General features: G+C 56.5%; 25 protein-coding genes. 13 read left to right on the top strand and 12 right to left on the bottom strand.

Translation table 11 applies throughout. The features are described 5' to 3' along the window. Positions 1-32: 32 nt before the first annotated feature. The 3 genes from purE (at position 33) to carB (ending at position 5,095) form a co-directional block, all read left to right on the top strand. Positions 33-524, top strand: coding sequence for a 5-(carboxyamino)imidazole ribonucleotide mutase (purE, locus tag AAC621_RS03915; protein ID WP_340252432.1), 492 nt, complete (start codon positions 33-35; stop codon positions 522-524). Next, entirely contained in the window at positions 514-1,590 is a 1,077-nt protein-coding gene (locus AAC621_RS03910) for a 5-(carboxyamino)imidazole ribonucleotide synthase (protein ID WP_340252430.1), read from the top strand. The genes purE and AAC621_RS03910 overlap by 11 nt, the downstream gene beginning before the upstream one ends. 175 nt (positions 1,591-1,765) lie before the next feature. After that, positions 1,766-5,095, top strand: a complete 3,330-nt coding sequence (gene carB, locus AAC621_RS03905) for a carbamoyl-phosphate synthase large subunit (RefSeq protein WP_340252428.1) — start codon at positions 1,766-1,768, stop codon at positions 5,093-5,095. An 8-nt stretch (positions 5,096-5,103) separates the two neighbouring features. On the opposite strand, the gene AAC621_RS03900 is transcribed toward carB, so the two are convergent. After that, complete coding sequence (locus tag AAC621_RS03900; protein WP_340252426.1) at positions 5,104-5,550, bottom strand: YHS domain-containing (seleno)protein; 447 nt, start codon at positions 5,548-5,550, stop codon at positions 5,104-5,106. A gap of 141 nt (positions 5,551-5,691) precedes the next feature. Here AAC621_RS03900 and AAC621_RS03895 point away from each other — a divergent pair, with 141 nt between their 5' ends. Further along, positions 5,692-6,282: a thymidine kinase gene (locus tag AAC621_RS03895; protein WP_340252424.1), complete on the top strand. Its 591-nt coding sequence runs from the start codon at positions 5,692-5,694 to the stop codon at positions 6,280-6,282. Here AAC621_RS03895 and AAC621_RS03890 read toward each other — a convergent pair. The 4 genes from AAC621_RS03890 to AAC621_RS03875 form a co-directional block, all read right to left on the bottom strand. After that, the gene (locus AAC621_RS03890) at positions 6,274-6,609 is read right to left on the bottom strand and encodes a tRNA-binding protein (protein ID WP_445322483.1); all 336 of its coding nucleotides are present in this window, start codon (positions 6,607-6,609) and stop codon (positions 6,274-6,276) included. The two genes, AAC621_RS03895 and AAC621_RS03890, sit on opposite strands and share 9 nt — an antisense overlap. Before the next feature lie 5 nt (positions 6,610-6,614). Next, positions 6,615-7,427 carry a pyrroline-5-carboxylate reductase gene (proC, locus tag AAC621_RS03885; RefSeq protein ID WP_340252422.1) on the bottom strand — a complete coding sequence of 271 codons (813 nt, stop codon included), beginning with the start codon at positions 7,425-7,427 and terminating at the stop codon, positions 6,615-6,617. 30 nt (positions 7,428-7,457) lie between these two features. Beyond that, entirely contained in the window at positions 7,458-7,961 is a 504-nt protein-coding gene (locus tag AAC621_RS03880) for a type III secretion system chaperone family protein (protein WP_340252420.1), read from the bottom strand. 291 nt (positions 7,962-8,252) lie between these two features. Then, a complete protein-coding gene (locus tag AAC621_RS03875) occupies positions 8,253-8,498 on the bottom strand; it encodes an accessory factor UbiK family protein (protein WP_317656693.1) in 246 nt (81 codons plus the stop codon). 141 nt (positions 8,499-8,639) lie between these two features. Between AAC621_RS03875 and lgt the strand changes: the two genes are divergently transcribed. The 4 genes from lgt to AAC621_RS03855 all read left to right on the top strand — a co-directional run bounded on the left by lgt (position 8,640) and on the right by AAC621_RS03855 (position 11,689). After that, positions 8,640-9,554 (top strand): prolipoprotein diacylglyceryl transferase, encoded by a 915-nt coding sequence (gene lgt / locus AAC621_RS03870; protein ID WP_340252418.1) that lies wholly within the window; start codon positions 8,640-8,642, stop codon positions 9,552-9,554. Then, the gene (locus tag AAC621_RS03865; RefSeq protein ID WP_340252416.1) at positions 9,554-10,642 is read left to right on the top strand and encodes a class I SAM-dependent methyltransferase; all 1,089 of its coding nucleotides are present in this window, start codon (positions 9,554-9,556) and stop codon (positions 10,640-10,642) included. The genes lgt and AAC621_RS03865 overlap by 1 nt, the downstream gene beginning before the upstream one ends. Position 10,643: 1 nt before the next feature. After that, positions 10,644-11,420, top strand: a complete 777-nt coding sequence (gene pgeF, locus AAC621_RS03860) for a peptidoglycan editing factor PgeF (RefSeq protein ID WP_340252414.1) — start codon at positions 10,644-10,646, stop codon at positions 11,418-11,420. A 128-nt stretch (positions 11,421-11,548) separates the two neighbouring features. After that, a complete protein-coding gene (locus AAC621_RS03855; protein WP_340252412.1) occupies positions 11,549-11,689 on the top strand; it encodes a hypothetical protein in 141 nt (46 codons plus the stop codon). Positions 11,690-11,700: 11 nt separating this feature from the next. Here AAC621_RS03855 and AAC621_RS03850 read toward each other — a convergent pair whose 3' ends face one another. Further along, positions 11,701-12,201 carry an Lrp/AsnC family transcriptional regulator gene (locus AAC621_RS03850; protein ID WP_340243371.1) on the bottom strand — a complete coding sequence of 167 codons (501 nt, stop codon included), beginning with the start codon at positions 12,199-12,201 and terminating at the stop codon, positions 11,701-11,703. 245 nt (positions 12,202-12,446) lie between these two features. On the opposite strand from AAC621_RS03850, the gene trxB reads away from it, so the two are divergent. Both trxB and AAC621_RS03840 read left to right on the top strand, forming a co-directional pair. Further along, complete coding sequence (gene trxB / locus AAC621_RS03845) at positions 12,447-13,412, top strand: thioredoxin-disulfide reductase (protein WP_340252410.1); 966 nt, start codon at positions 12,447-12,449, stop codon at positions 13,410-13,412. 209 nt (positions 13,413-13,621) lie between these two features. Next, positions 13,622-15,328, top strand: coding sequence for a bifunctional sulfate adenylyltransferase/adenylylsulfate kinase (locus AAC621_RS03840; RefSeq protein ID WP_340252408.1), 1,707 nt, complete (start codon positions 13,622-13,624; stop codon positions 15,326-15,328). 2 nt (positions 15,329-15,330) lie between these two features. On the opposite strand, the gene AAC621_RS03835 is transcribed toward AAC621_RS03840, so the two are convergent. Further along, positions 15,331-16,815: a 2-isopropylmalate synthase gene (locus AAC621_RS03835; RefSeq protein ID WP_445322482.1), complete on the bottom strand. Its 1,485-nt coding sequence runs from the start codon at positions 16,813-16,815 to the stop codon at positions 15,331-15,333. Positions 16,816-16,988: 173 nt separating this feature from the next. Between AAC621_RS03835 and AAC621_RS03830 the strand changes: the two genes are divergently transcribed. From AAC621_RS03830 to AAC621_RS03820, 3 genes are read left to right on the top strand one after another with little or no spacing between them, the layout of a single operon-like run. After that, on the top strand, positions 16,989-18,656 hold the full coding sequence (locus AAC621_RS03830) for an NAD+ synthase (protein ID WP_340252404.1): 1,668 nt from the start codon (positions 16,989-16,991) through the stop codon (positions 18,654-18,656). 5 nt (positions 18,657-18,661) lie between these two features. Next, positions 18,662-19,804 (top strand): alpha-D-ribose 1-methylphosphonate 5-triphosphate diphosphatase, encoded by a 1,143-nt coding sequence (locus tag AAC621_RS03825; protein ID WP_340252402.1) that lies wholly within the window; start codon positions 18,662-18,664, stop codon positions 19,802-19,804. Next, the gene (locus AAC621_RS03820) at positions 19,801-20,670 is read left to right on the top strand and encodes a DMT family transporter (RefSeq protein ID WP_340252400.1); all 870 of its coding nucleotides are present in this window, start codon (positions 19,801-19,803) and stop codon (positions 20,668-20,670) included. The genes AAC621_RS03825 and AAC621_RS03820 overlap by 4 nt, the downstream gene beginning before the upstream one ends. Here the strand turns inward: AAC621_RS03820 and AAC621_RS03815 are convergent. From AAC621_RS03815 to AAC621_RS03795, 5 genes are read right to left on the bottom strand one after another with little or no spacing between them, the layout of a single operon-like run. After that, complete coding sequence (locus AAC621_RS03815) at positions 20,667-21,116, bottom strand: NUDIX domain-containing protein (protein WP_340252398.1); 450 nt, start codon at positions 21,114-21,116, stop codon at positions 20,667-20,669. The genes AAC621_RS03820 and AAC621_RS03815 overlap by 4 nt on opposite strands. Next, positions 21,113-22,699, bottom strand: a complete 1,587-nt coding sequence (locus AAC621_RS03810) for a Ppx/GppA family phosphatase (protein ID WP_340252396.1) — start codon at positions 22,697-22,699, stop codon at positions 21,113-21,115. The genes AAC621_RS03815 and AAC621_RS03810 overlap by 4 nt, the downstream gene beginning before the upstream one ends. A gap of 33 nt (positions 22,700-22,732) precedes the next feature. After that, positions 22,733-24,910 carry an RNA degradosome polyphosphate kinase gene (locus tag AAC621_RS03805; RefSeq protein ID WP_340252394.1) on the bottom strand — a complete coding sequence of 726 codons (2,178 nt, stop codon included), beginning with the start codon at positions 24,908-24,910 and terminating at the stop codon, positions 22,733-22,735. Between the two features lie 52 nt (positions 24,911-24,962). Beyond that, positions 24,963-25,637, bottom strand: a complete 675-nt coding sequence (locus AAC621_RS03800; RefSeq protein ID WP_340252392.1) for a DnaA ATPase domain-containing protein — start codon at positions 25,635-25,637, stop codon at positions 24,963-24,965. A 1-nt stretch (position 25,638) separates the two neighbouring features. Next, positions 25,639-26,706 (bottom strand): AI-2E family transporter, encoded by a 1,068-nt coding sequence (locus tag AAC621_RS03795; protein WP_340252390.1) that lies wholly within the window; start codon positions 26,704-26,706, stop codon positions 25,639-25,641. Positions 26,707-26,769 lie beyond the last annotated feature (63 nt).

Here is a 26,769-nt window from a genome sequence, read left to right as displayed (position 1 = left end):
TCGCACAACGCTTATTGCAAAGGATCCTCCCCATGGCGGATATCGAAATTGGCATCATCATGGGCAGCCAGTCTGATTGGCCCACCATGCGCGAAGCCGCAGAAATGCTTGACGCGCTGGGTGTTCCTTACGAAACGAAAATCGTTTCGGCGCATCGCACACCTGATCGGCTGTGGGACTATGGTAAAACCGCCGCAAGCCGTGGCTTGAAGGTGATTATCGCAGGCGCAGGTGGGGCTGCGCATTTGCCGGGTATGATGGCGTCAAAGACGCGGGTGCCCGTCATCGGCGTGCCCGTGCAAACCAAGGCCTTGTCTGGGGTTGATTCGCTTTATTCGATTTTGCAGATGCCGCGCGGATTTCCTGTGGCGACCATGGCGATTGGCGCTGCGGGGGCGGCCAATGCTGGGCTGATGGCGGCGGCCATTTTGGCCGTGCATGACGCAGATCTTGCTGCGCGTCTGGATCAATGGCGCGCTGATCTTTCCGCCTCGATCCCTGAGGATCCTCAAGATGACGCATGAGGTTCTGCCCAATGGCAGCGTGATTGGTATTTTGGGGGGCGGTCAATTGGGGCGCATGCTTGCTATGGCCGCAGCACGCCTTGGATATAAAGTTCGGATTTTCGAGCCAAGCGCACAGGCCCCTGCGGGTGATGTGGCAATATCCGTGACGCAAGCGGGATATGATGATCATGAGGCGCTCAAGGCCTTTGCGCTGTCTTGCGATGTGTTGACCTTTGAATTTGAAAATATCCCAAGCGCGGCCTTGGCCCTGCTCGAAGATACGCGCCCGCTCTTTCCTGCGCGCACTGCGCTTGAAGTGTCTCAGGATCGCTTGGTGGAGAAGGATTTTCTCAACAGTCTAGGTCTGAAAACCGCGCCTTATTGTGCGATTGATGCGGCCGAGGGCGTGGCGCAGGCGCTTGAAAAAACGGGCTGTCCCGCGATCCTAAAGACCCGCCGTTTTGGTTATGACGGCAAGGGGCAAGCGCGAGTTATGGCCGCGTCCGAAGCGGATACCGCTTATGCTAGCCTCAATGGGGCGCCTGCAATTTCCGAGGGCTTTGTAAAGTTTAGCCGAGAGGTTTCGGTGATCATTGCGCGCGGGCGCGATGGCCGTGTCTCGGCCTATGATCCAGGTGAAAACATCCACCGCGATGGCATCCTTGCCACCACCACTGTCCCTGCTGACTTGCCTGCCATGCTGCGCGCGGATGCGGTTTTGCTGGCCTCAAAAATTGTCATGGCTTTGGATTATGTGGGTGTCATGGGGGTCGAGCTGTTCGTCACGCCCGAGGGCTTGTTCGTCAATGAGATTGCACCACGGGTGCATAACTCTGGCCATTGGACGCAAGCAGGCTGCGCAGTCGATCAGTTTGAGCAGCATATCCGCGCCATCACTGGCTGGCCCTTGGGGGATGGCAGCCGTCACGCAAATGTTGTGATGGAGAATCTCATCGGTGATGATGTGGCGCGCGCGGCTGAGATGGCAGAGACAAAAGGCGTTCAAATTCACTTATATGGTAAGGCTGAAACCCGTGCAGGCCGTAAGATGGGCCATATCAATCGGGTGACAGGCGCAGCGTGATCCTGCCTCTTGGGAGGGGCGTGGGAAATTTTGCCGCGCTTCTGCCCTTGCGCCGCGCTCTCGCTTGACTATAACGCCATCAATTTGCACCGCTCTAGAAGCGCGCCTTTGCGTGCCCGGTAGCACCCTGATGTTTCGCCGCTTGTAGGCCCGCAGCCAATACCGAGGTTTTCCGATGCCCAAAAGAACCGATATCCGCTCTATCATGATCATCGGCGCGGGGCCAATCATCATTGGGCAAGCCTGCGAATTTGACTATTCGGGCGCACAAGCCTGTAAGGCCCTACGCGAAGAAGGGTATCGCGTCATTCTGGTCAATTCTAACCCCGCGACCATTATGACCGATCCAGAACTGGCCGATGCCACCTATATCGAGCCAATCACCCCCGATGTTGTCGCAAAGATTATCGAGAAAGAGCGCCCCGATGCGCTGTTGCCTACAATGGGCGGTCAGACGGGTCTGAACACCGCTCTCTCACTTGAAGAAGCGGGTGTGTTGGAGAAATTCGGGGTCGAGATGATTGGGGCAAAACGCCCTGCGATTGAAATGGCCGAAGATCGCAAGCTGTTCCGCGAGGCGATGGAACGTATTGGCCTTGAAAACCCGCGCGCCACGATCGTTGCGGCGCCGAAAAAAGAGAATGAAAAATTCGACATCGCCGCAGGTCTGCGCGATGCGATGGAGGCCTTGGAAGACATCGGCTTGCCCGCCATTATTCGCCCTGCGTTTACCTTGGGCGGCACAGGCGGCGGTGTGGCATATAACCGCGAAGAATATGAGTATTACTGCCGCTCTGGGCTTGAGGCCTCGCCCGTGGCGCAGATTTTGGTCGATGAATCGCTGCTTGGTTGGAAAGAATACGAGATGGAGGTTGTCCGCGACAAAGCGGATAACGCGATCATCGTCTGTTCCATCGAAAACGTAGATCCGATGGGCGTGCATACAGGCGACAGTATCACAGTCGCGCCCGCGCTGACCCTGACCGATAAAGAATATCAGATCATGCGCAACGGCTCGATTGCTGTGTTGCGCGAGATTGGCGTTGAGACGGGCGGCTCCAACGTGCAATGGGCAATTAACCCCGCCGATGGGCGGATGGTGGTGATAGAGATGAATCCGCGCGTGTCGCGTTCATCGGCGCTTGCCTCTAAGGCCACGGGGTTCCCGATTGCGAAAATCGCAGCGAAATTGGCCGTAGGTTATACATTGGATGAGTTGGACAATGACATCACCCGTGTCACCCCTGCCAGCTTTGAGCCAAGCATCGATTATGTTGTCACCAAGATTCCACGCTTTGCTTTTGAGAAATTCCCCGGCTCTAAGCCTGAATTGACCACGGCGATGAAATCCGTGGGCGAGGCAATGGCCATTGGCCGCAGCTTCCATGAGAGTGTGCAAAAAGCCTTGGCCAGCCTTGAGACCGGGCTTTCTGGCTTTGACGAGATCGAGATTGCGGGCGCGCCTGATAAGGCCGCCATCACGAAGGCGCTCAGCCTGCAGACACCTGATCGTCTGCGTGTGATCGCCCAAGCCATGCGCCATGGTCTGACCAATTACGAGATCGGCCATGTCACCAAATTTGATCCATGGTTCTTGGCCCGCATTCGCGAGATCGTGGATGTCGAGGAAGATATTCGCACCAATGGCCTGCCGCGTGAGGCGGATGCCTTGCGCAAGATCAAGATGATGGGCTTCACCGATGCGCGTTTGGCGACACTGACGGGCCGCAGCGAGGCGTCTGTGCGGGCTGATCGCACCAGTGCAGGGATCGTTGCCGCATTTAAGCGAATCGACACCTGCGCGGCCGAGTTTGAGGCGCAGACCCCCTATATGTATTCCACCTATGAGGCCCCTGCGATGGGCGATGTGGAATGCGAAGCGCGTCCTTCGGATGCGAAAAAAGTTGTGATTTTGGGCGGCGGACCAAACCGCATTGGGCAGGGGATCGAATTTGATTATTGCTGCTGTCACGCGTGTTTTGCGCTGACCGCGCAAGGCTATGAAACCATCATGATCAATTGTAACCCAGAGACTGTTTCAACAGATTATGATACGTCCGACCGCCTGTATTTCGAGCCTCTCACCTACGAGCATGTGATGGAGATTCTGCGTGTGGAGCAGGACGCAGGCACATTGCATGGGGTTATCGTGCAATTTGGCGGTCAGACTCCGCTGAAATTGGCCAACGCGCTGCATGAGGCGGGCATCCCAATCCTTGGCACATCGCCCGATGCGATTGATTTGGCGGAGGATCGCGAGCGGTTCCAGCAGCTTGTTCAAAAGCTTGAGCTCAAGCAGCCCGAAAATGCGATTGCCCATTCTGACGAAGAGGCAAAAGCCGCGGCTGAAGCCTTGGGCTATCCTTTGGTGATCCGCCCCTCTTACGTTCTGGGTGGTCGCGCAATGGAGATCGTGCGCGATACGGCACAGCTTAACCGCTATATCGCAGAGGCTGTGGTGGTGTCTGGCGACAGCCCCGTGCTTCTCGACAGCTATCTTGATGGCGCGACCGAGGTTGATGTGGATGCGCTGTGCGATGGTGACGCGGTTCATGTCGCGGGCATTATGCAGCATATTGAGGAGGCGGGCGTGCATTCGGGCGACAGTGCCTGTTCCTTGCCCCCTCATACGCTCAGCGATGCGATTATCGCAGAGATCACCCGCCAGACCGAGGCATTGGCGCGCGCGCTCAATGTTGTTGGTTTGATGAATGTTCAATTTGCGGTCAAAGGCGATGATATCTATCTGATTGAGGTCAATCCACGCGCTTCGCGCACTGTGCCCTTTGTGGCCAAGGCCACGGATAGCGCAATTGCCTCTATCGCAGCGCGCTTGATGGCGGGAGAGAAACTTTCGGTTTTCCCAAAGGCCGCACCTCATCAACCTGTGGATGACAACGCGTCTATCCCGATGGGCGACCCGATGAGCCTGTCAGATTTCCGCACGCCGTGGTTCTCGGTCAAGGAAGCGGTTCTGCCCTTTGCCCGTTTCCCTGGCGTGGATACGCTGCTTGGGCCAGAAATGCGATCAACGGGTGAGGTGATGGGATGGGATCGCAGCTTTTCGCGGGCCTTCCTCAAGGCGCAGCTTGGCGCGGGAACTGTTTTACCAACGGCAGGCACAGTGTTCTTGTCGATCAAAGATGCGGATAAATCGCCGCTCTTGGTGGAGACAGCGCAAACCTTGACCGATTTGGGCCTCAAGATTTTGGCCACCTCGGGCACGGCGAAATTCTTGGCTGATCACGGGATTTCATCTGATGTGGTCAACAAGGCCTATGAAGGTGGGCGCACGATTGTCGATATGATGAAGGACGGGATGGTTGATCTGGTCTTGAACACGACCGAAGGCGCGCAAGCGGTTGAAGACAGCCGTTCGATGCGCACAGTCGCGCTCTATGATAAGATCCCCTATTACACCACGCTTGCAGGCAGCCATGCGGCAGCCTTGGCCATGAAAGCCTCACGTGAGGGTGAATTGGCGGTGCGTTCGCTGCAGGGGTAAAGCCCCAATTACAACCCCGCGCGGAGGTTTGGCCAATTGGCATCTGCGCGGGCAATATGCCCCGCGATATCCTGTTCCCAGCGGCGTTGAATGCGCCAGTTGGCGTTGAGGTATAATTTCCCGTCAACGATGCGCCATGCATCAGGGCCAATCGGGGCCGTATAGCCTTGCGATACGGCCCAAGCGCAACAGCCCCCATATTGCGGGGCAAAGGCTTCGGGGCTGTTCAAGAATTGCGCGCGGTTGGCTGCTGATGCAAAATGCCATGTAGCGTTGTCCCAGTGCGCGGCGCAGTCCGACTCACCTTTGGTGGCGGCGCCATTGGTGAAATAGGCCACAGGATCATACCCCCGCAAAGCCACGCCATCACGTTGAAAGACTGCCTGAGCAAGCAGAGGCTGTGTGACGAACGGCAGTGCTAAGCCTGACTTTATGACTGCGCGGCGGGTGATCATAGTGGGCGCTCCTGTTGCCAAAACTTGGCTTGGGTATAGCCTGTTTTTAGATCACGGGTTTTGAACTTCGAGTGAGAGGACGCGCTTGCAAGGCGGGTGCATCTATTGGCATATGGCGACAAAGGAACAATAGGGCGCGCCATGGCCAAGCTATATTTCAATTTTTCGACTATGAATGCGGGCAAGTCGACCCTGCTTTTACAGGCGGCCCATAATTATAGCGAACGCGGCCAGACGCCATTTCTGTTGACGGCGCATCACGATACGCGCGCAGGCCAAGGCCGTATTGCAAGCCGCATTGGGCTGTCGAAAGAGGCCGTAACCTTTGCCCCTGATAAAGACTTGTTCGCGCTTATCGAGGCAGCGCACAAAGCGCAGCCGATTGATTGCGTCTTTCTGGATGAAGCGCAGTTCCTCACCAAGGCACAGGTCTGGCAATTGGCGCGTGTGGCTGATGATTTGGGGCTTCCCGTGATGACCTACGGCCTTCGCGTTGATTTCCGCGGTGAATTATTCGAAGGCTCCGCCGCGCTTTTGGCCTTGGCGGATGATCTGCGTGAGATCAGAACGATTTGCCATTGCGGGCGCAAAGCCACGATGGTGGTACGAAAATCCCCTGATGGCAGCGTTGCCAAATCAGGGGAGCAGGTGCAAATCGGCGGCAATGAAACCTATGTCAGCTTGTGCCGCCGTCACTGGCGCGAAGCGGTCGGGGATAGCCCGTCAACATAGTCGCGCGCCAAGGGGCGCATCCTTGTCGGGCACGGCCAAAACCACATCCCCGCCCGCATCATGAAATCCAAGCACAAGCGCCTCGGACATGAAGGGGCCGATCTGGCGGGGTGGAAAATTCACCACCCCCGTAACAAGCTTGCCCACCAATGCCTCGGGCGCATAATGCGCGGTGATTTGGGCCGAGCTTTTTTTGACCCCAATCTCTGGCCCATAATCTACCCATAACTTGATTGCAGGTTTGCGGGCCTCGGGAAAGGGCTCGGCCCGGGTGACGCGCCCCACGCGAATGTCGACCTTCAGGAATGTTTCAAAATCGGTTTCCATCAGGCTTATCCTTTCAGTGCGCGGGATCGCGCCGCCGCAGCCTTGACTGTTTTGCGGATGAGGGGGGCGAGGCCGCTTGCCTCATCCATCAAAACCTCTAGTCCCGCCTGCGTGGTGCCATTGGGCGATGTCACGTTGATGCGCAATTGTTCTGGGCTCTCGCCGGCCTCTCGGGCCAAGGCCCCTGCGCCCGCGACTGTGGCCTTGGCCAATTCCATCGCCATCTCGCCAGGCAGGCCTTCGGCGCGCGCGGCCGCAGCGAGACTGTCAATCATATAGAAGACATAGGCAGGGCCAGAGCCCGAGACGCCTGTCACAGCGTCAATCTGATCTTCCGTTTCAAGACGCACCACCTGACCGACCGCAGATAACAGTGTTTCGCCAAGCTCAAGATCGGCTTGGCTGCACTGCCCGTTGCCAATAAGCGCGGTGATCCCGCACCCGATTGCAGCGGGGGTGTTGGGCATGGCGCGGATAATTTTGGTGGATGCGCCAAATTCGCCTTCAAATCTGCCGATTGGTGTGCCTGCCGCTACAGAGATCACCAATGTCTTGGGGCCTATATGCGCCGTAAGATTGGGTAAAGCTTCGCCCATCATCTGCGGCTTCACCGCGATAATGGCCACAGCGGCATTTGCGGGCAGGGGCGTGTTAAGATTTACCCCCGCAGCCTTGAGCCAATCAGAGGGGTGCGGGTCAATTACGGTCACGCAGGCAGGTGGTATTCCTCGTGCAAGCCACCCTGCCAACATGGCAGAGCCCATTTTCCCACAGCCGAAAATCACCATGCCGCGCGCGGCAATATCGTTATACGTCATCACTCATCCCGTGTTGCGGTTTGCAACAGGTTAGGCGCGACCGAACCCTTCGGCAATGGCCACTTGGATTGCTTCGCTTGGTGATTGGCTTCCCCAACAAGCCAATTGGAAGGCGGGGTAATAGCGTTCACTTGCCAAAATAGCGGTTTCAACCATGCAGGCAATCTGCTCGGGGCTTGCCAGTTGATCCCCTGCGAGAACCAAGCCGTAGCGATAGACCATCATCTTGTGCTCGGCCCAGAAACTGAACGCGCCCGCCCAGCATTTGTCATTGGCAAGGTTCAATGTCTCGTAAAGCTTGCCCATGGATTCGGCGGGTGGATCCATGTCGAAGGTGCAGATCATCCGCAGCGTTTCGTCATAGCTCGACCATGCCAGCGTCACCGAATAGGTGCGCCACTGCCCCTCTAGGGCCATTGCGATTTGATCATCGGCAACACGGTCGAAATCCCATTCATGCCGTGTGGCAAGGGTTTCAACGATATCGATGGGATGGAGGTCTTCGACATCCATATACTGCTCGGAAAGTGACATTGCCCTAGGCCTCATTCTTGGCAGCCTGTCGCGGGCGTTGGGTTCAATCCCAATTTGCCCACTAAGGCTGGGTGTCTCCACTCAGGGTCGGCTGATTTGCGCGGCCCCATACCAAATATGGTGCGGTTACTTTCTTCGCCTGTAAAGCAATATTTTGATGACGCACCCAGAAATTGCGGTTTTCTTAATCCTGTCCACAAGAAATTGGGGGCTGTGCATAAAGATAGGGCGGGTTTGGTCTGGCCAAACCCGCCCTTGTGTAACAGCGCTTTAACCGCACTGTAACCGCGCTTATTTCTTTTTCTTTTCCAATGCCTCTAGCCGCGCAGACAGCGCCTCATTTTCTTCGCGCGCTTTTTGGGCCATTGCGCGCACGGCATCAAATTCCTCGCGGGTGACAAAGTCGCGATCCGCAAGCCAGCGATCCATCAGCGATTTCATCGCATTTTCCGCTTCCTCGCGTGCGCCTTGGGCCACACCCATGGCGTTGGTCATCAATTGGCTGATGTCATCCATCATCTTATTGCGGGTTTGCATAGGCTGTCCTCTTGTCTCGCGGCGGGGCGCGTTCATACGTTCGACCTTGATATGGGGTAAATGGCGCGGCGCTTCAAGGTTGACATCGCCGCATGGGGGTCTATCCAACAAGGGTTCCCACGCGCATCAAAAAGGGCCGCTATGTTTTACGCGATACCGTTTCCAGATATCTCGCCTGCGCTCTTCTCAATTGATTTTGGTGGGTTTCACTTTGCCCTGCGGTGGTACGCGCTGGCCTATATCGCTGGGTTTCTCATCGCTGCATGGATGATCGTACGGCATTTGCGCAAATCCACGCTGTGGAGACATGCCACCGCCGCGATGTCCCCCGAAGTTGTAGAACCGCTTTTGACATGGATGGTCTTGGGCGTGATCCTTGGGGGGCGGCTTGGATATGTGCTGTTCTATCAGCCAAGCTATTACCTGCAAAACCCTGCTGAGATTTTGCAGGTTTGGCAGGGGGGGATGTCTTTTCATGGCGGCTTTTTGGGTGTTGTCATCGCGGGGCTTTTGTTTTGTCGTGTCCATAAGGTCAGCATAGCAAGCCTTGCCGACCTGTTAGCCTTGGCCACCCCGCCTGCGCTCTTTCTGGGGCGCAGCGCCAATTTCATTAATGCCGAGCTATGGGGGCGACCGACCGATGCGCCTTGGGGCGTGATCTTTCCCGGGGCCGCGGCACAGGACTGTTCGGGCCCTGTGGGGATTGTGATGGATGCAGGCATGCAAGTTTGTGCGCGCCACCCGTCACAGCTTTACGAAGCGCTGCTTGAGGGCCTCATCTTGGGGCTTGTGATCCTGTATGTGATCCATCGTCAAGGGGCGTTGCGGGTGCCAGGACAAGTGGCGGGTCTGTTTCTTGCAGGCTATGGGCTAGGGCGGTTTATTGTCGAATATTTCCGCCAACCTGATGCACAGTTCTTCGTGAACCATCCGCGCGGTTATGCGCTGTGGCTGTCAGATGATATTGGTCTGAGCATGGGGCAGATCTTGTCATTGCCCATGGTCATTGTGGGGCTAGCGGTGATCTTGGTCGCGCGGCGCAAGGCAGGTGCCTAATGGGGGCAGGGCGCGCGCAGGACCGGCTGTTGCGCCGTATCGCGCAGTCAGGCCCGCTTTCTGTGGCCGAGTTTATGACCGAGGCGCTGCTTCACCCTGAATTTGGGTATTATATGAAGAAACCCGCTATTGGTCGGGGCGGGGATTTTGTGACGGCACCCGAAGTCTCGCAAATCTTTGGTGAGATGATCGGGTTGTGGTTGGTGCAGGTTTGGTCTGACCAAGGCAGACCATCCGATGTAAATTTGGTCGAGCTTGGCGGCGGGCGCGGGACCTTGATGGCTGATATTTTGCGCGCCGCGAAACTGCTGCCCGAATTCACCCAAACGATCAGACTGCACATGGTCGAAGCCTCGCCCTTGATGCGCACGGCCCAAGCAGAGGCTTTGGGACAGTATCAACCACAATTTCACGACACTATTGCCACCCTACCGGACGGGCCGCTTTATTTGGTGGCGAATGAATTTTTTGATGCCTTGCCCATTCGGCAATTTCAAAAAGGGCGTGACGGATGGCATGAACGCCAAATCGGTGCAGATCAGGGCGCGCTCATATGGGGGCTTGGCCCTGTCATTGCGCCCGATTGGATAACAGCCCGTTTTGGTGACATGCCAGAGGGTGCGATTGTCGAGGTTAATGCTGCGGCCGAGGCGATTGCATCAGATATCGGGCGGCGCATTGATGCGCAGGGCGGCGCGGCGCTTTTGATTGACTACGGGGATTGGATCAGCGCAGGCGACACCTTTCAAGCCGTCAAAGATCACAGATACGCCGATCCATTGGTGGATATTGGCACATCCGATCTGACCGCCCATGTGGCGTTTCAGCCTTTGGCGGCCAGTGCCGCACCTGCCCGCGCGGCATCGCTACAGACGCAAGGTCTGTTTCTTGAGCGTCTGGGGATCACCGCAAGGGCGCAGGCGCTTGCGCAAAAACTGCACGGTGACGCGCTTCAATCACATATTGCCGCGCATCGTAGGTTGACCCACCCCGAAGAAATGGGACAGCTATTCAAAGTGCTGGGTCTTACACAACAGTCTGCGCCCGCCCTGCCTGGTTTGGATGATCTTGAAATAAGGGATATGTGAGATGGCTGCGCATTTCGCTCCAATTGACCCGATCACATCCCCGCTTTTGGGGGCAGCAAAGCATGGTTTTTTTACACGCAAGGGTGGTGCATCTAGCGGCATTTTTAGCAGTCTGAATTGTGGTGCGGGATCATCTGATCAATCAGATTTGGTCGAAATCAACCGCGCGCGTGTGGCGCGTGAGATGGGGGTGGCGGAAGATTGCCTTGTGACGGTGTATCAAACGCATTCCGCAGATGTTGTCTTGGTTGAGGGCCCGATTGGCGGCGGCACCCCTGAGGCAGATGGTCTGGTTTCCTGCAGCAAGGATTTGGCCATTGCGATTCTCACGGCTGATTGTCAGCCTGTCCTGCTTCATGAAGCGGAGGCAGGCGTGATTGGCGCTGCCCATGCGGGTTGGAAGGGCGCGCGGGCAGGGGTTCTTGAGGCTACGATTGACTTGATGGTTGCACAAGGGGCGGTGCGCGAAAAAATCAACGCGGTGATTGGCCCTACGATCAGCCAAGCCAATTATGAGGTTGGGCAAGAATTCTTTGAGGAATTCGTGGATGATGATCCGCAGTCTGGGCGGTTTTTTATCAATGGGGCGGCACCTGATAAATATCTCTTTGATTTACCAAGCTACGGATTAACGCGCCTGCGCAATGCGGGCATCGGGCAGGCAGAATGGTGCGGGCATTGCACCTATCGTGACGAAGAACTGTTCTTTTCCTACCGCCGCGCCACGCATCGGGGCGAAGCGGATTACGGGCGCCTGATTTCGGCTATTCGCCTTTAGGCTTTGCCGCGCAATCACCTTTTTCTTTCCCCATGCTGACGGGATTTCGTCCAATCTTTGACAGATTTGGACGCGAATTTAGACCCATCAAAGCGCGATGTTGCGCGAATCTTTTTGGAGGGTCTGAGATGAAAACACGTTGGATGGAGTCGGTGATCGCGATGACCGAGCACGAAGCGCCACGCATGCCTTGGATGCGCGATGAAACCGAAGTGCAGCGACCAGCGATGACGGATCGTGTAGAAATTGGCTTGGAACGGGCAGGATAAGCCGCTTCGCCTTAATCCATCTTGGCCAGTCGGTCTTCGAGAACTTCGAAGGGCACGCCCGGTTGATCCTTAGCCCCACGAATGACAAGCGATGTGCGCACGCTTGCAACATTCGGAGCGGCGGTTAGGTGTTCGGTGAGGAAGCTTTGAAAAGTGGACAGGTCAGGTGCCACGCATTTCAAGATGAAATCAATCTCGCCGTTCAGCATATGACATTCGCGCACAAGGGGCCACTCGGCACAGCGGTTTTCAAAGGCGACCAAATCAGCCTCGGCCTGACTGTGCAGGCCTACCATGGCGAAAACCTGAACTTCGAACCCAAGCATCCGCGCATCGACATCTGCGTGATAGCCGCGGATATAGCCCGACTCCTCCAAAGTGCGTACGCGCCGTAGACAAGGGGGTGCAGAAATCCCAACGCGTTTGGCCAATTCCACATTGGTCATCCGCCCGTCACTTTGCAGTTCCGCAAGAATCTTGCGGTCAATCGGATCGAGTTTGGTCGTTGGCATTATTGTTATCCTCTCGCTCGCGACTTTGCGATCCTGAGCGATAATGCCAGAAATACGCAATTTTATTTCGCACCCGCGCAATATATGGAATATTGAGCGCCGCTTTGCAAGGCTTAGGCGGGGCTTTCATCGCGGGCGATCGGTGGTTATATCAGGATCAAGATACGTGCCGCGCTGTGTCGTTCGGGTGTCATTGCCCATGCTGCGATGGCGGCGCGTGACAGGTTTAATGAAGGATCCATCTCATGAGTGCAACCCGCCATACCCGTCTTTTGATTATTGGCTCTGGCCCTGCGGGCTACACGGCGGCGGTTTACGCCAGCCGTGCCATGTTAGAGCCGATTTTGGTGCAAGGCATCCAACCGGGCGGACAGTTGACCATCACAACGGATGTTGAAAACTGGCCGGGTGATGCCTCGGTCATGGGGCCTGATCTCATGGTGCGGATGGAGAACCACGCCCGCGAGATGGGGGCAGAGATCATCTCGGATCATATTTCTGATCTCGATTTATCGCAGCGTCCTTTCCGCGCTTCGGGCGATACGGGCACAACATATACGGCCGATGCGGTGGTTCTGGCGACAGGCGCGCAGGCGCGGTGGTTGGGCTTGCCCTCTGAAGATCATTTCAAGGGCTTTGGTGTCTCGGCCTGTGCCACCTGTGATGGGTTCTTCTATCGCGGGCAAGAGGTGGTGGTTATAGGTGGCGGCAATACCGCCGTTGAAGAGGCGCTGTTTCTCACCAATTTCGCCTCAAAGGTCACATTGATCCACCGCCGCGACAGCCTGCGCGCGGAAAAGATCATGCAAGATCGGCTTTTCAAAAATCCGAAAATCGAGGTGATCTGGAACCACGAGGTGGATGAGGTGGACGGCACTGATGCCCCCCGTGGTGTTGAGGCGGTCAAAGCGCGCCATGTCGAGACAGGCGCCATTACCGAAGTGCCTTGCAAAGGGTTTTTCGTGGCCATTGGCCATGCACCTGCCAGCGATTTGATCAAGGATCAGCTCAAGCTGCATTCGGGCGGTTATGTTTGGGTTGAACCTGGCACGACCCGCACCTCGATCCCTGGCGTTTTTGCGGCGGGGGATTTGACCGACCATACCTATCGCCAAGCGGTCACAAGCGCAGGCATGGGCTGTATGGCCGCTTTGGATGCCGAGCGGTGGTTGGCGGAACAAGCGGCAGGTGATGTGAAAGCCGCCGAATAGGGCTAAGAACAGGGGCTGCGTGATTGCCGATTTTTCAGCACCGCCATTTCGTTTGCGGCGGATTGGCAATCACGCTGTTTCTTTTTTCTTCGTAAAGGACAGCTCTGCTTGAATTTCGCCACATTCAGGGTCTATGGCGGCGCTCAATGCGGGGCCGTGCCGTTTTTTGCGGCCCCTAATGTTTTGACCTTTGTTGGAAAGTAAACTTGATGGCTGCCCAATTTCACGCCCCGATCCCTGAACTTTATGTCTCTTACGACTCCGCGCAGAAGCTCAAGCTTGAGGCCGCGGAGTTGGTTTCATGGGATCTGACCCCGCGCCAAATCTGTGATTTGGAATTGCTGATGAATGGCGGGTTTAACCCGCTCAAAGGGTTTTTGGGGCAGGAGGATTATGACAGCGTAGTTGAGACCATGCGTCTGGCCGATGGCACGCTTTGGCCAATGCCGATCACGCTTGATATTTCCGAGGACTTCGCCGCCAAGGTCGAGACGGGCCAAGATATCGCACTGCGCGATCAAGAGGGGGTGATCCTTGCGATCCTCTCCATTTCTGACAAATGGGTGCCCAATAAGGCGCGCGAGGCAGAAAAGGTGTTTGGCGCAGATGATCTGGCACATCCTGCGGTGAACTATCTGCATAATGTGGCAGGCCCCGTTTATTTGGGCGGGGTGATCACGGGCATCCAACAGCCCGTGCATTACGATTTCCGTGCGCGCCGTGATACGCCCAACGAGATGCGGGCCTATTTCCGCAAATTGGGGTGGAAGCGGATTGTTGCCTTCCAAACCCGCAACCCGCTGCACCGCGCGCATCAGGAATTGACCTTCCGCGCCGCCAAAGAGGCACAGGCAAACCTGTTGATCCATCCTGTGGTTGGCATGACCAAGCCCGGCGATGTGGATCACTTTACCCGTGTGCGCTGCTACGAGGCGGTGCTTGATAAATACCCTGCCGCAACCACAACCATGAGCTTGCTGAACCTTGCCATGCGTATGGCTGGCCCGCGCGAGGCGGTTTGGCACGGCTTGATCCGCGCCAATCACGGCTGCACCCATTTCATCGTGGGGCGCGATCACGCGGGGCCAGGTAAGAATTCAAACGGCAAAGATTTCTATGGCCCCTATGATGCGCAGGATCTGTTCAAAGAGCACCAGGATGAAATCGGCCTTGAGATGGTGGATTTCAAGCACATGGTCTATGTGCAAGAAAAGGCCCAATATTACCCCGCCAATGAGGTGCCAGAGGGCGATACGGTTCTGGATATTTCGGGCACGGAACTGCGCCGCCGCCTGCGCGAGGGTTTGGAAATTCCCGAATGGTTCTCCTTCCCCGAGGTGGTCAAGGAATTGCGCCGCACCTCTCCACCGCGCAGCAAGCAGGGCTTTACGGTGTTTTTCACCGGGCTTTCAGGCTCGGGCAAATCGACCATTGCGAATGCCCTGATGGTCAAGCTGATGGAAATGGGCGGCCGTCCTGTGACGCTGCTTGATGGGGATGTGGTGCGCAAGCATCTCTCCTCGGAATTGGGGTTCAGCAAGGAACACCGCGACATCAATATTCGCCGCATTGGCTATGTCGCCTCGGAGATCACGAAGAATGGCGGGATCGCCATTTGCGCCCCCATCGCGCCCTATACCGCGACCCGCCGCTCGGTGCGCGAGATGGTCGAAAGCTTTGGCGCTTTTGTTGAGGTGCATGTGGCCACCAGCCTTGACGAATGCGAGCGCCGTGACCGCAAGGGTCTCTATAAATTGGCGCGCGAGGGCAAAATTAAGGAATTCACAGGGATTTCTGATCCTTACGAGGCCCCAACCGTCGCAGAATTGGTGGTCGATACCGAAGGCACAGAGGTGGATTACTGCGCGCAGCAGGTGCTGTTGAAACTCGAAAGCATGGGGCTGATCGCAGCCTGATTTTACTGTGATTGCGGTTCGCTGACATCAGGGGTTTCGGGGGCAGGTGGCAAATCCGCCGCCCCCGCGCCCACGAATTGGCCGTTTTCCCATAGCCCGTCTACCACTTGGCCCGTGGCATAGGTCAGTCGCCCTTGGCCATGGCGGGTTCCGTTTTCAAACGTCCCCTCATAAACATCGCCCGAGCGATAGCGCGCCACGCCTTGGCCTGTGATTTCACCTGTGCGCCAAGCGCCCTCATAGGTAAACCCATCGGCCATTTCGAGGCGGCCCATGCCTTCGCGCGCCCCGCCCACGAATTGTCCACGATAGCTGCTGCCATCAGGATAGGTTGTGATCCCCTCCCCTTCGCGCAGGCCCGCGTTCCATCCGCCCTCGTAGCGATAGCCGTTGGTTGAGGTCATGACCCCTTGGCCGTGTTGGCGCCCATTGAGGAATTGGCCCTCATAGCGCAACCCATCGGCATATTCCGCGATGCCAAAACCTTGCATCGCGCCTGCGACCCAATCGCCCTCGTATTTGGTGCCGTCAGGATAGGTGATGGTTCCCGTCCCATGGGCCAAATCATTTTCAAATCCGCCAGCATAGACCACGCCATCGGGATAGGTCATCACGCCTTGTCCCTCAATGCGCCCTTCGACCCATTGGCCGTCATAAACAAGCCCTTGATGACCTGTGAAACGACCTTGGCCATGGCGGCGGTCGTTAAGAAATTCGCCCTCATAGAGATCGCCATTCGCATAGCGCACCACGGCTTGGCCTTGGCGCGCGCCATTGACCAAACCGCCCTCATAGATATCGCCATTGGGTTGGGTCAGACTGCCTTGACCATTGATTTGATCATTTTCCCATGCGCCCTCAAACACCATGCCATCCGAGGTTTCCAAACGTCCTACGCCGTGGCGCATATCGTTGAGAAATTCCCCCACATATGTTGAGCTATCTGGGAAAGTGAGGCTTCCTTGTCCATGCTTCTGGCCAGATTGCCACCCGCCTTCATAGACGTAACCATCGGTGTTAGACAGCCGCCCCTGTCCCTCTTGAAGGCCTGCGACAAAGCTGCCCGTATAGGTCATTCCGTTGGAATAAAAGGCGCGCCCTTCGCCTGACATGAGGCCGTCTGCCCAAGTGCCTGTATAGGTTGATCCATCGACAAAGGTGATCGTGCCTTGGCCATTGGGTTTGCCCGCCACAAACGCGCCTTCATAGATCGACCCATCAGGAAAGGTTGCGCGGCCTTCGCCCATAATTTGGCCGTCAACCCATTGACCCGTGTATTCATACCCGTTGGGCAAAGTATAGGTGCCCGTCCCATGTTGCAGCCCGTTGCGGAATTGCCCGCGATAGATCGCGCCATTGTCATATTGCTGTTCGTCACGGATGATTTCGCCCTCTTGGGCAAGCACGCTTTGCGGCGCCAATCCCAAAAAAAGACCAAGCAAAGCTGCCTGTGCTGTCCTTTCCAAGGGGCGCATTTTGTTTCGCATATTTAGCAAATGTCCCATCTGCTTCCTCTGGCCTTGTCAAAGAAACTATTGAAGCCCGCCTCATCTCGCAACGTCTTTTGCGCCTTTGGGTGCGATCAATATGCGCAATGGTCTTGGCCTGCGGGTTTGATCTGCTAGAACCTCGGGTAAGTGAGTAGGGAAGGCACAGCTAAATGGCGTCTCGGTTTTGTTTGAGTGTTGCGCAGATTAACCCCACAGTCGGTGATCTCGCAGGCAATGCACAAAAGGTCTTGGCTTATTGGGCCGAAGCGCGGGATGCGGGGGCTGATTTGGTGGTGTTCCCCGAAATGGCGCTGACGGGCTATCAGTTGCAAGACCTTGTTACGCGGCCCGCTTTTTTGGCCTCGGTCGCGGAGGCCTTAGAAGATTTGGCAGAGGCCACTAAGGATGGCCCTGCCTGTGGGATTGGCCTACCTTTGCCTGCCGAAGGCGGGGGCATCAACAACGCCTATGTCATTTTGCAAGGCGGTGTGCAGATTGCGCGGATCAATAAACATCATTTGCCTAATGACAGCGTTTTTGACGAAAAGCGGTATTTCAAGTCCGGCAATCCGTCTGGCCCCGTGCGAATTGGCCCTGTGCGGATCGGCATCCCGATTTGTGAAGATGCGTGGCATGAGGACATTACCGAGACGCTCGCCGAAGCAGGATCAGAGGTTTTGCTTGTCACCAATGGCTCGCCCTATCATCGCGGCAAAATGGGATTGCGGCAGACCCATATGGTCGCGCGCGTGATCGAGACGGGCCTGCCATTGATCTATCTGAACCTTGTCGGTGGGCAAGATGATCAGATTTTTGATGGTGCCAGTTTCGCCTTGAACCAAGGCGGGGCCTTGGTGGCGCAGATGCCCGCCTTTGAAGAAGGCATGACCCATCTGACACTTCGAGAGGGGGCTGAGGGCTGGCAGATTGACAAGACTGACCTGACGCGCCTGCCCAATGACATCGAGGCGGATTACCACGCGATGGTTTTGGGACTGCGTGATTACATGGCCAAGGCGGGGTTTTCTCGCGCGGTTTTGGGTCTGTCGGGCGGGGTGGACTCGGCCTTGGTTGCGGCCATTGCTGTCGATGCCATTGGCCCTGAAAATGTCCATTGCGTGATGCTGCCTTCGCGCTATACCTCGCAGGCATCGCTTGATGATGCCCGCGATGTGGCCGAGATGCTTGGGGTCACGCTTGACAGTTTGCCGATTGAGGCCCCGAAAGAGGCGGTTGAGGCCACGCTTGCCCCGCTTTTTGCAGGCCGCGATCCAGATTTGACCGAGGAAAACATCCAATCCCGTTTGCGCGGGGTTCTTCTGATGGCGTTGTCGAATAAATTCGGCGAAATGTTGTTAACCACGGGCAATAAATCCGAAGTCGCGGTAGGCTATGCCACCATCTATGGCGACATGGCAGGGGGCTATAACCCGATCAAAGATCTTTATAAAACGCGCGTCTTTGCAACATGCCATTGGCGCAATGCCAACCACCGCGCTTGGATGAAAGGGCCAGATGGGCCTGTGATGCCTGTGTCGGTGATTGAAAAGCCGCCATCGGCGGAACTGCGCGATGATCAAAAAGACGAGGATAGCCTGCCGCCATATGAGGTTTTGGATGCCATCCTTGAAGGGTTGATAGATCAAGAGACAAGCGTTGCAGATTTGGTTGCACAAGGGTTTGATGCCGCGACAGTCAAGCGGGTTGAGCATCTGATCTACGTTTCGGAATATAAGCGCTTTCAATCCGCACCAGGGGCGCGGCTGACGTCCCGCGCTTTTTGGTTGGATCGGCGCTATCCAATCGTCAATCGCTGGCGCGATCCATCTGCGGGATAGGGCGCATGGTGGGTCTGAACCTGACGCTAATGGGGGCTGAGGTCTTGGGCCCTGAGGGGCTTGCGCCGCGCCCTGTGAGCATGGCAGAGGGGGTCATCACCCAAGATCAAGGCCTGCGCTGTATTGATCTATCTGGCTATATCATCTTGCCGGGATTGGTCGATTTCCACGGTGATGGGTTCGAGCGCCATGTTGCGCCCCGTCGTGGGGCCGTTGTCGACCCGCGCGAAGGGATACGTCCCATCGAGGCGGAGTTGGCGGCCAATGGGATAACGACAGCCATGCTTGCACAATTCTACTCTTGGGAGGGGGGGATGCGCGGCCCCGATTTTGCCGCCGCCATGGCCCGCGCCTTGCAAGATGCGCAGGGCTTGATCTGTGATTTGCGTCTGCAATTGCGCGTTGAGATGAATATGGTCGACCATTACGCCGCGATTTTAGACTTGGTGCGCGATCACCAAATCGCTTGCGTGGTGTTTAATGATCATCTGCCGCATGAGGCCTTAGCGGCGGGAAAACGCCCGCCGCGTTTGACGGGGCAGGCGCTTAAGGCAGGCCGCTCGCCTGAAGCACATCTCGCGTTTCTGCACAGCCTCCATGACCGAAAGCCCGAAGTGATGCCTGCCTTGCGTGATCTGGCGGGACAGCTTTCTGAACTTGGGGTGGTGATGGGCAGCCATGATGACGCAACCCCCGCCACCCATGCGCAATTCTCGGAGATTGGGGTCAGCTTGGCGGAATTTCCTGAAACAGTCGAAGCCGCAGAGGCCGCGCGCGCAGAAGGCCATGGCGTGGTGATGGGGGCGCCCAATGTTCTGCGTGGCGGGTCGCATGCGGGCAAGGTATCTGCGCGGCTTTTGGTCGAAGCGGGTTTGGTTGATGCTTTGGCGTCAGATTACCAATACCCTGCTTTGCTGCGCGCCGCCCTGACTTTGTGGCAAGGGGGAATGGGTTTGATAGAGGCTTGGGCGCTCGTGTCCTCTGGCCCTGCGCGGCTTTTGGGTTTGCAGGATCGTGGTGAGATTGCCACGGGCAAGCGCGCCGATTTTGTCATCCTTGATGGCAAAAGCCATGCTGTAGCCGCCACAATTGCGGGCGGGCAGATTGCCTATGCGCGCGGGGATATTGTGCAAAGGCTGTTGTCATGACGCGGTTGATCCTCGCGGCCTTTCTGACCTTGATTGCTTTTGCTGCCAATTCGGTGCTGAACCGTATGGCTGTGGCGGGGGGGCATATCAGCGTTGGGGATTTCGCAATTTGGCGTGTGGCCGCGGGCGCTGTGACGCTGCTTGGCCTGAGTATAATTTTACGCGGGCGGAAATTTATGGCTATTGCGCGCGCCAACCCTAAGATGCGCCTTGCGGGCGGGTTTTGCCTTGCGACCTATATGTTGGGCTTTTCATTGGCCTATTTGAAATTGGATGCGGGCTTGGGCACTTTGCTACTCTTTGGCGCGGTGCAATTGACCATGTTTTCAGGATCGCTCCTTTTGGGGGAGGGGGTGTCACCCCGCCGCTTGGGAGGCGCGGCTGTGGCGCTTGCAGGGTTGGTTTGGTTGCTTCTGCCAGAAGGGCAGATCACTGTGCCGCTAGATGCGGTCGCCGCGATTGCGATCGCAGGGTTGGGATGGGGGGGCTATTCGCTTTTGGGACGAAAGGCCCGCGACCCGATCCCTGAAACCGCCGTAAATTTTTGGATTGCCTTTGGCCTTTGCGCCTTGGCCCTGTTCTTGTTTCCCCTTCCCGAAGGTCAGACTGCCGATGCAACGGGGCGGGGTTTGGCGATCCTGTCAGGTGCGGTGACCTCGGGAATGGGCTATGCGCTGTGGTATACGATCTTGCCGCATCTGGGTGCCGCCCGCGCAGGGCTTGCGCAGCTCAGTGTGCCGCCTTTGGCAATTTTGGGCGGTGTGCTGCTATTGGACGAGGTTTTGACGCTGCATTTGATCGCTGCAAGCCTCATTGTCATTGGTGGCGTGGCCTATGGTCTGACGGGCGCGCATAAAGCGCCTTAGCGCAGAATTGGCTCTAGCGCGTCATAGATCATGATCTCGCCATCCCATGCAACGCGCGCAAGGCTATCAGGTTTCACCTGTAGGGTCGCAAGCTCTGCGCGCGTCACCCAGCGCCGTTCGCTTACCACACCCTCAGGATCGTGCCACTCTCCCGTAAGATTGCCTGCGATATGGGTCACATGAAAATAAATGTCGACCTGATGAAATGTGCCTTGAGGGTCGTGGAACTCGTTGACCAAGCAGGGCGCACCTACCTCAACTGTCAGCCCCGTTTCTTCGTGAAATTCGCGCTGTAGGTTTTCGGGCAGGGATTGGCCTGCCTCAACCCCACCGCCCGGGGCGCAATAAAGCGCCCCTTCACGCCCCTTATAGGCATTCACAAGCAACAGCTTATCTGCCACCACCAACAGGCCGCGCACGGCCAAACGGGGTTTGGCGCGGATCATCGGCTGTTGCGCTCATCGGTGACGGCGGGCGTAAGACCCATAGACAAGGCTAAAGCCCCGAAACGTGCTTGGGCGACTTCGCCAAACAGGTCATCCGCCGCATCGCTGAGCAAATGTAGGATCAATTTTTTGCGCCGCCTGTTCACTTCAAGATAGCAATGATCCAGCGGTTTTTCCAAGGTCAGCATCGCCCCAAAGCGCATGGCGCGCCCCAAAATCTCGGCTTCTTGCACCTCAGTCTCGGGCAAAAGGGTCAAGAGATTGGTGTCAAAATGTGTCGCCTCGCGGTTCGATTTATACCGATGCAATAGGGCAAGACCCAAATAGACGCGTTCCCAATGGGCGAGCCCGCCCAAATTGGCGCGCGTTGCGTTGTCAAAACATGTCTCGGCACGATAGTCGGGATGCGCGCGCCATGAGACATCATGCAGCAAGCACGCCGCACGGATCAGTCGCTTTTTTGCAGGCTTTGCCCGTGGAAAAAGCGGCTCAACAAAATGATAGAGTTTGCGCCCAAACCCTGGAATGCGGGCGGACATGGCCTCGGCGTGGCGGGCGGCCTCGATCAGCGGGTCGCGTTGGCGCAGCTCTTCGGACATTTGTTCATAGAGCAGACCTTCGCGGATACCATAGCTTGAGATGGCCACATCGCGTGGTTTCAACTGCCGCAGCAATTCCTTCAGCACGATCGCCGCAAGGGGCACAAGGCGCAGACGTTCAAGACTGGTGCCTGTCTGTGCGCGCAGCGTCTCGATGTCGGTCTTGGCAATATATTTAATTGTTTCAAGAATGGCCTTCGGCGTCATGCGATATTCATGCAAAACCTTAAGCGGGTAGCCGCGCCGCTCCATATCGACCCGCGCGATAGCCCGCCATGACCCGCCGACCAAGAACAGCCTTTGGTGATCTTCGGGAAATTCAGCCTTGAGATCAGCAATGCGCGCTCTGATATGCGCCTTGATTGCGCGTTTGCCGCCTGTGATCCCCATCAGCTTGAGCGGCCCAAGATCCACCGATCTGCGCCGCCCGATGCTGCCGCCGCCTTCAAGGGCGGCCAATTCCATTGATGAGCCACCAATATCGCAGATCAACCCATAGGCCCCGGGCCATCCCAAGAGAACGCCTTGCGCAGAAAGACGGGCCTCCTCTTCGCCTGTCACGATGCGGATCGCGAGGCCTGTGTGATCGAGCACATCTTTGCGGAAGTCCGCGCCATCTTGAGCATCGCGCACCGCCGCAGTGGCCACAGTCAAAAGAGGTGCCACCCCCATGCCCTTACACAGCATGGCAAAGCGGCGCAGCGCGACCAGGGCGCGCTGGCGGCCTTCTGGGTTCAAGCGCCCCGTTTCTGCAAAGCCTTCCCCTAAGCCACAGAGAATTTTTTCATTGTAGAAATAGGCAGGGCTGCGGGCGGCCCCATCAAACACCACCATCCGCACAGAGTTTGAGCCGATGTCGATAACCCCCACCCGCGAGAGCGAACGGGCATGATCGGCATCAAAAAGCGGCGCGCCGAAAGGCCCCCATTCAGGATGATCCTCAACCACCAATTCGGATTTCTCAGCGGGCACCACGATACTCATGGAATTGGTTGTTTCACAAAGCGTGGTCTTGCGTCAATCTTCTGTATGGGTCAATTCGGGCACATCATTTGCCCCCGCAGACCCCCGCCCTGAAAGGGATGGGTTTTCCATAAAAAAGCGGTGACAATTGAAGGGTTGGTCAATCACGCTCAGATCAGGGCGTAGGAAGCTTCCATCGGGCTGCAACATCCAAGATTGCGCGACATCTGCCATATTCGCCGCCATAATTTGGCTGACAATCTGCGCCTTTACAGTCGGGTTTTTACACTCGACCAAAGTCTCTACGCGGCGACCGAGATTACGGCCCATCCAGTCAGCCGAAGAAATATAGACCCGCGCCTTTTTCGAAGGCAGCCCCGCCCCATTTCCAAAGCAAACGATACGGGAATGTTCGAGAAAGCGGCCCACGATAGATTTGACGCGGATATTTTCAGACAGCCCTTTGATATTGGGACGCAAGCCGCAAATGCCGCGCAGCACCAGATCAATCCGCACCCCTGCCTGAGATGCGCGATAGAGCGCGTCAATCACATCGGGGTCGATGAGACTGTTCATCTTGGCCCACATCATCGCAGGGCGACCCGCTTTTGCATGGGCAATCTCGGCATCGATTTCTTCTAAGATGCGCGATTTTAGGTTGATGGGCGAGATAGCGAGGTTTTCCAGCCCCTCAGGTTCGGCATAGCCGCCCACATAATTAAACACTTTGACCGCATCGCGCCCCAAAGAATCGTCACAGGTAAAGAGGCTAAGGTCAGTGTAAATCCGCGCCGTGATCGGGTGATAATTGCCTGTTCCATAATGGGTATAGGTCACCAATCGGTCACCCTCACGGCGCACAACCGAGCTGATTTTGGCATGGGTTTTATAGTTGATGAAGCCATAGATTACATGGGCGCCCGCGCGCTCGAGTTTGCGTGACTGCCGAATATTGGCGGCCTCGTCAAAACGAGCTTTCAATTCCACAAGGGCCGTAACTGACTTGCCGTTTTCCGCCGCTTCACACAGGGCCGCCACAATCGGGCTTTCATTTGAGGTGCGATAAAGCGTCTGTTTGATCGCGACAACATTCGGGTCGCGTGCCGCCTGCGCGAGGAAGCGGATCACCATGTCAAAGGTTTCATAGGGGTGATGCAAAAGCATATCTTTTTGGCGGATTGCGGCGAACATATCGCCTTCAAAATCCTGCACCCGTTCTGGCACGCGCGGGGCAAAGGCGGGCCATAGCAAATCGGGCCGCTCGTCAATCACCAGCTCCTTGAGATGCACAAGGCCGATCATGCCGCGCACTTCGACAATCTCAGTGTCATCCACGCCCAATTGCTCGATGATCTCATCGCGCAGATCTTCGGGTGCGCCCGCGCTGATTTGAAGGCGCACCACTTCGCCACGGCGGCGGCGTTTGAGGGCGGTTTCAAATTCTCGCACCAAATCTTCGGCTTCTTCCTCAACCTCCAAATCGCTGTCGCGCAGGACGCGGAAGGTGCAGGAACCCGTCAACTCATAGCCAGGAAATAATTTGCCAAGATGCAGCAGCAACAGCTCTTCAAGGGGCAAGAACCGTGCTTGGCCTTCTGCGGCGGGCAGTCGAATGAAGCGATCAATTTGCGCAGGGATTGGCAGCAGCGCCGATAACATCCGCCCATCTTTGCTGCGCTTCATCTGGAGGGCGAGGGCAAACCCCTCGTTTGGGATGAAGGGAAACGGATGCGCGGGGTCAATCGCCAAGGGCGATAAGATTGGAAAGACGCGGCGGATGAAAATCTCCTCAAGATCTGCCTTGTCGCGCGCCTTGAGATTGGCGCGGGTGCAGACCGTGATCTTTTCGACCTCTAATTCGGATTTCAGCTTGCGCCACACCTGTTGTTGATAGGTCATCAATTTGCGCGCATCCGCGTTGATGAGCTTGAGCTGTTCAATCGCGGTGCGCCCATCGTCAGATGGGGTTGTGTTGCCACTATGGGCCAATTCGCGCAAACCTGCCACGCGCACAGTGTAGAACTCGTCTAAATTGCTTGCTGAGATTGACACAAAGCGCACCCGTTCAAGCAGGGGAACACGCGGATTTTCCGCCTCATCCAAAACGCGCCAATTGAAGGCCAACCAACTCAATTCGCGGTTGAAATAACGGCTAGGCCCCGTGATCTCCCGCTCAGGAAGGGTAACGGAATCAGGCATGGGGGCATTCAGGAAATCTGTAAAATGTGTCATGCCTGCGTCTTTACTGGCTCTCTATCACAATTCAATGACAGTCAAAATTGGCTCACCCCTCCATCCCAAGGATTGCACGGGCATGCGAAAGGCTTGGGGATTTTCCTTCAGAAAGGGCTTGTTGATCAAGTTCTATCACAAAATCGATCACGGCTTTGAAACTGCGCTCAATGCGCGGCAGCGCGTAATGCAGGACTGATGCAGGTAGGCTGATGCCGCGATCATGGGCCAGTTTCATCGTGACCGCCATTAAGGCCGCATCATCTGGGGTCTCAAGGCGCAGCAGATCGGTCTGGCGTAAGCGGCTATCAAGATCGGGCAGGGCAATGCCCCACGCCTCTGGCTTGTCACGAGCGGTGAGCAAGAGCGGCGCTTGACGGGTGGCTGCATCATTGTGCAGGTGAAACAGCATTTCCTCACGCGAAGTATCGCCTGCGATTTGGTCGCAATCTTCAATCACCAAAGCACAGGCTTGCATGAGTTTTGGGATGTCTGCCTCTTGCAGCCCCGTTGCGTTTTGGATCAGCGCCCCTGATTGTGCTGCAAACACATGGGCGAGGTGGGTTTTTCCCGCGCCTTCAGGCCCGATTAAGATCATCTTTGACAAGGGCCAATGGTGCCATGCGTCAATGCCCGCGACCGCAACCGCGTTGCAGGGCGAAAGAAAGAAATCTTGCCGCCCCATAGCTGCGCGATAGGGCAGATCAAATTGCATCTGTTTGGCCATGTCAGTCGTCCTGCGGGGGTTCAAGCCCGCGATAGAGCAGGCTTGCCTGATAGCGGGTTATGGCAAAGCGCACCAAAACGCCGATCACCGCGGCCACGGGCACAGCAACCAGAAGCCCGACAAAGCCAAAAACCGCCCCAAAGGCCGAGAGCGCGAAGATCAGCCAAACGGGATGCAGCCCAACGGAGGATCCGACCAGTTTCGGGGTCAATACATTCCCCTCAAGCATCTGCCCAACTTGAAAGATAATTGCGATGGCGGCGATGCTCCACCAATCTCCCCAGAATTGGAAAAGGGCAAGCCCTATGGATAAAAGCCCCCCCACTAAAGCGCCAACATAGGGGATGAAGGTCAAAAGCCCTGCAATCAAACCGACCACAAGCCCGAATTGCAAACCAACCACCATGAGCGCTATGGCATAAAATGTGCCCAAGATCAGACACACTGTGCCTTGACCCCGCACGAACCCCGCCAAAGTGCGATCCACATCAGCGGCGATTTGACGGATCACGGGGCGATGGTCGCGGGGCAGCAATTCATCGATACGCGCCACCATACGATCCCAGTCGAGCAACATGTAAAAGGCGACAACGGGCACAACGACCATAAACACGATCGCGTTTACGACGTTGATTGCTGAAGTGAGAGCCGTATTGAGCAATTCGCCCCCGCGCGCCTGAATGGTCTGGCCGACCGAGACCAAGGATTGGCGCAAAGGCGATCCATCATCCATCAATGACGGAAACTGTTGGGTCAAAAAGGCCTGCAATTCGCTGAATATTTGCGGTGCGGATTGGATTAACGCCGTGGCTTGCGCGACCAAAAGCGGCACGATCACAAAAATACTTGCCACGACCACAAAAAGCGCAACCAAGGAGATCACGGTTGTAGCAGCCGCGCGACCAAGGCCCCATTTCTCAAGCCGATCTGCGAGAGGATCAAGGAAATAGGCAATCGCCCCCCCTGTCAAAAAGGGCAGAATGACATCACCTAAGAACCATAACAGCGCCAAAAAGACGGCAATAATGCCACCCCAAATCGCTGCTTGTTGTTTGATTGGCAATGCCATTGATTGCGCGCGCCTTTGAACCAGACTTTCCTTTCCTCACATCTGCGGCATTGCTGCCTGTGG

Origin of the sequence: Roseobacter sp. HKCC-CH-9208 (assembly GCF_037805125.1) — a bacterium.
GTDB lineage: Bacteria > Pseudomonadota > Alphaproteobacteria > Rhodobacterales > Rhodobacteraceae > M30B80.
The sequence above is the reverse complement of the archived record's forward strand: the minus strand, read 5'-3'. Positions and strand labels throughout refer to the sequence as shown.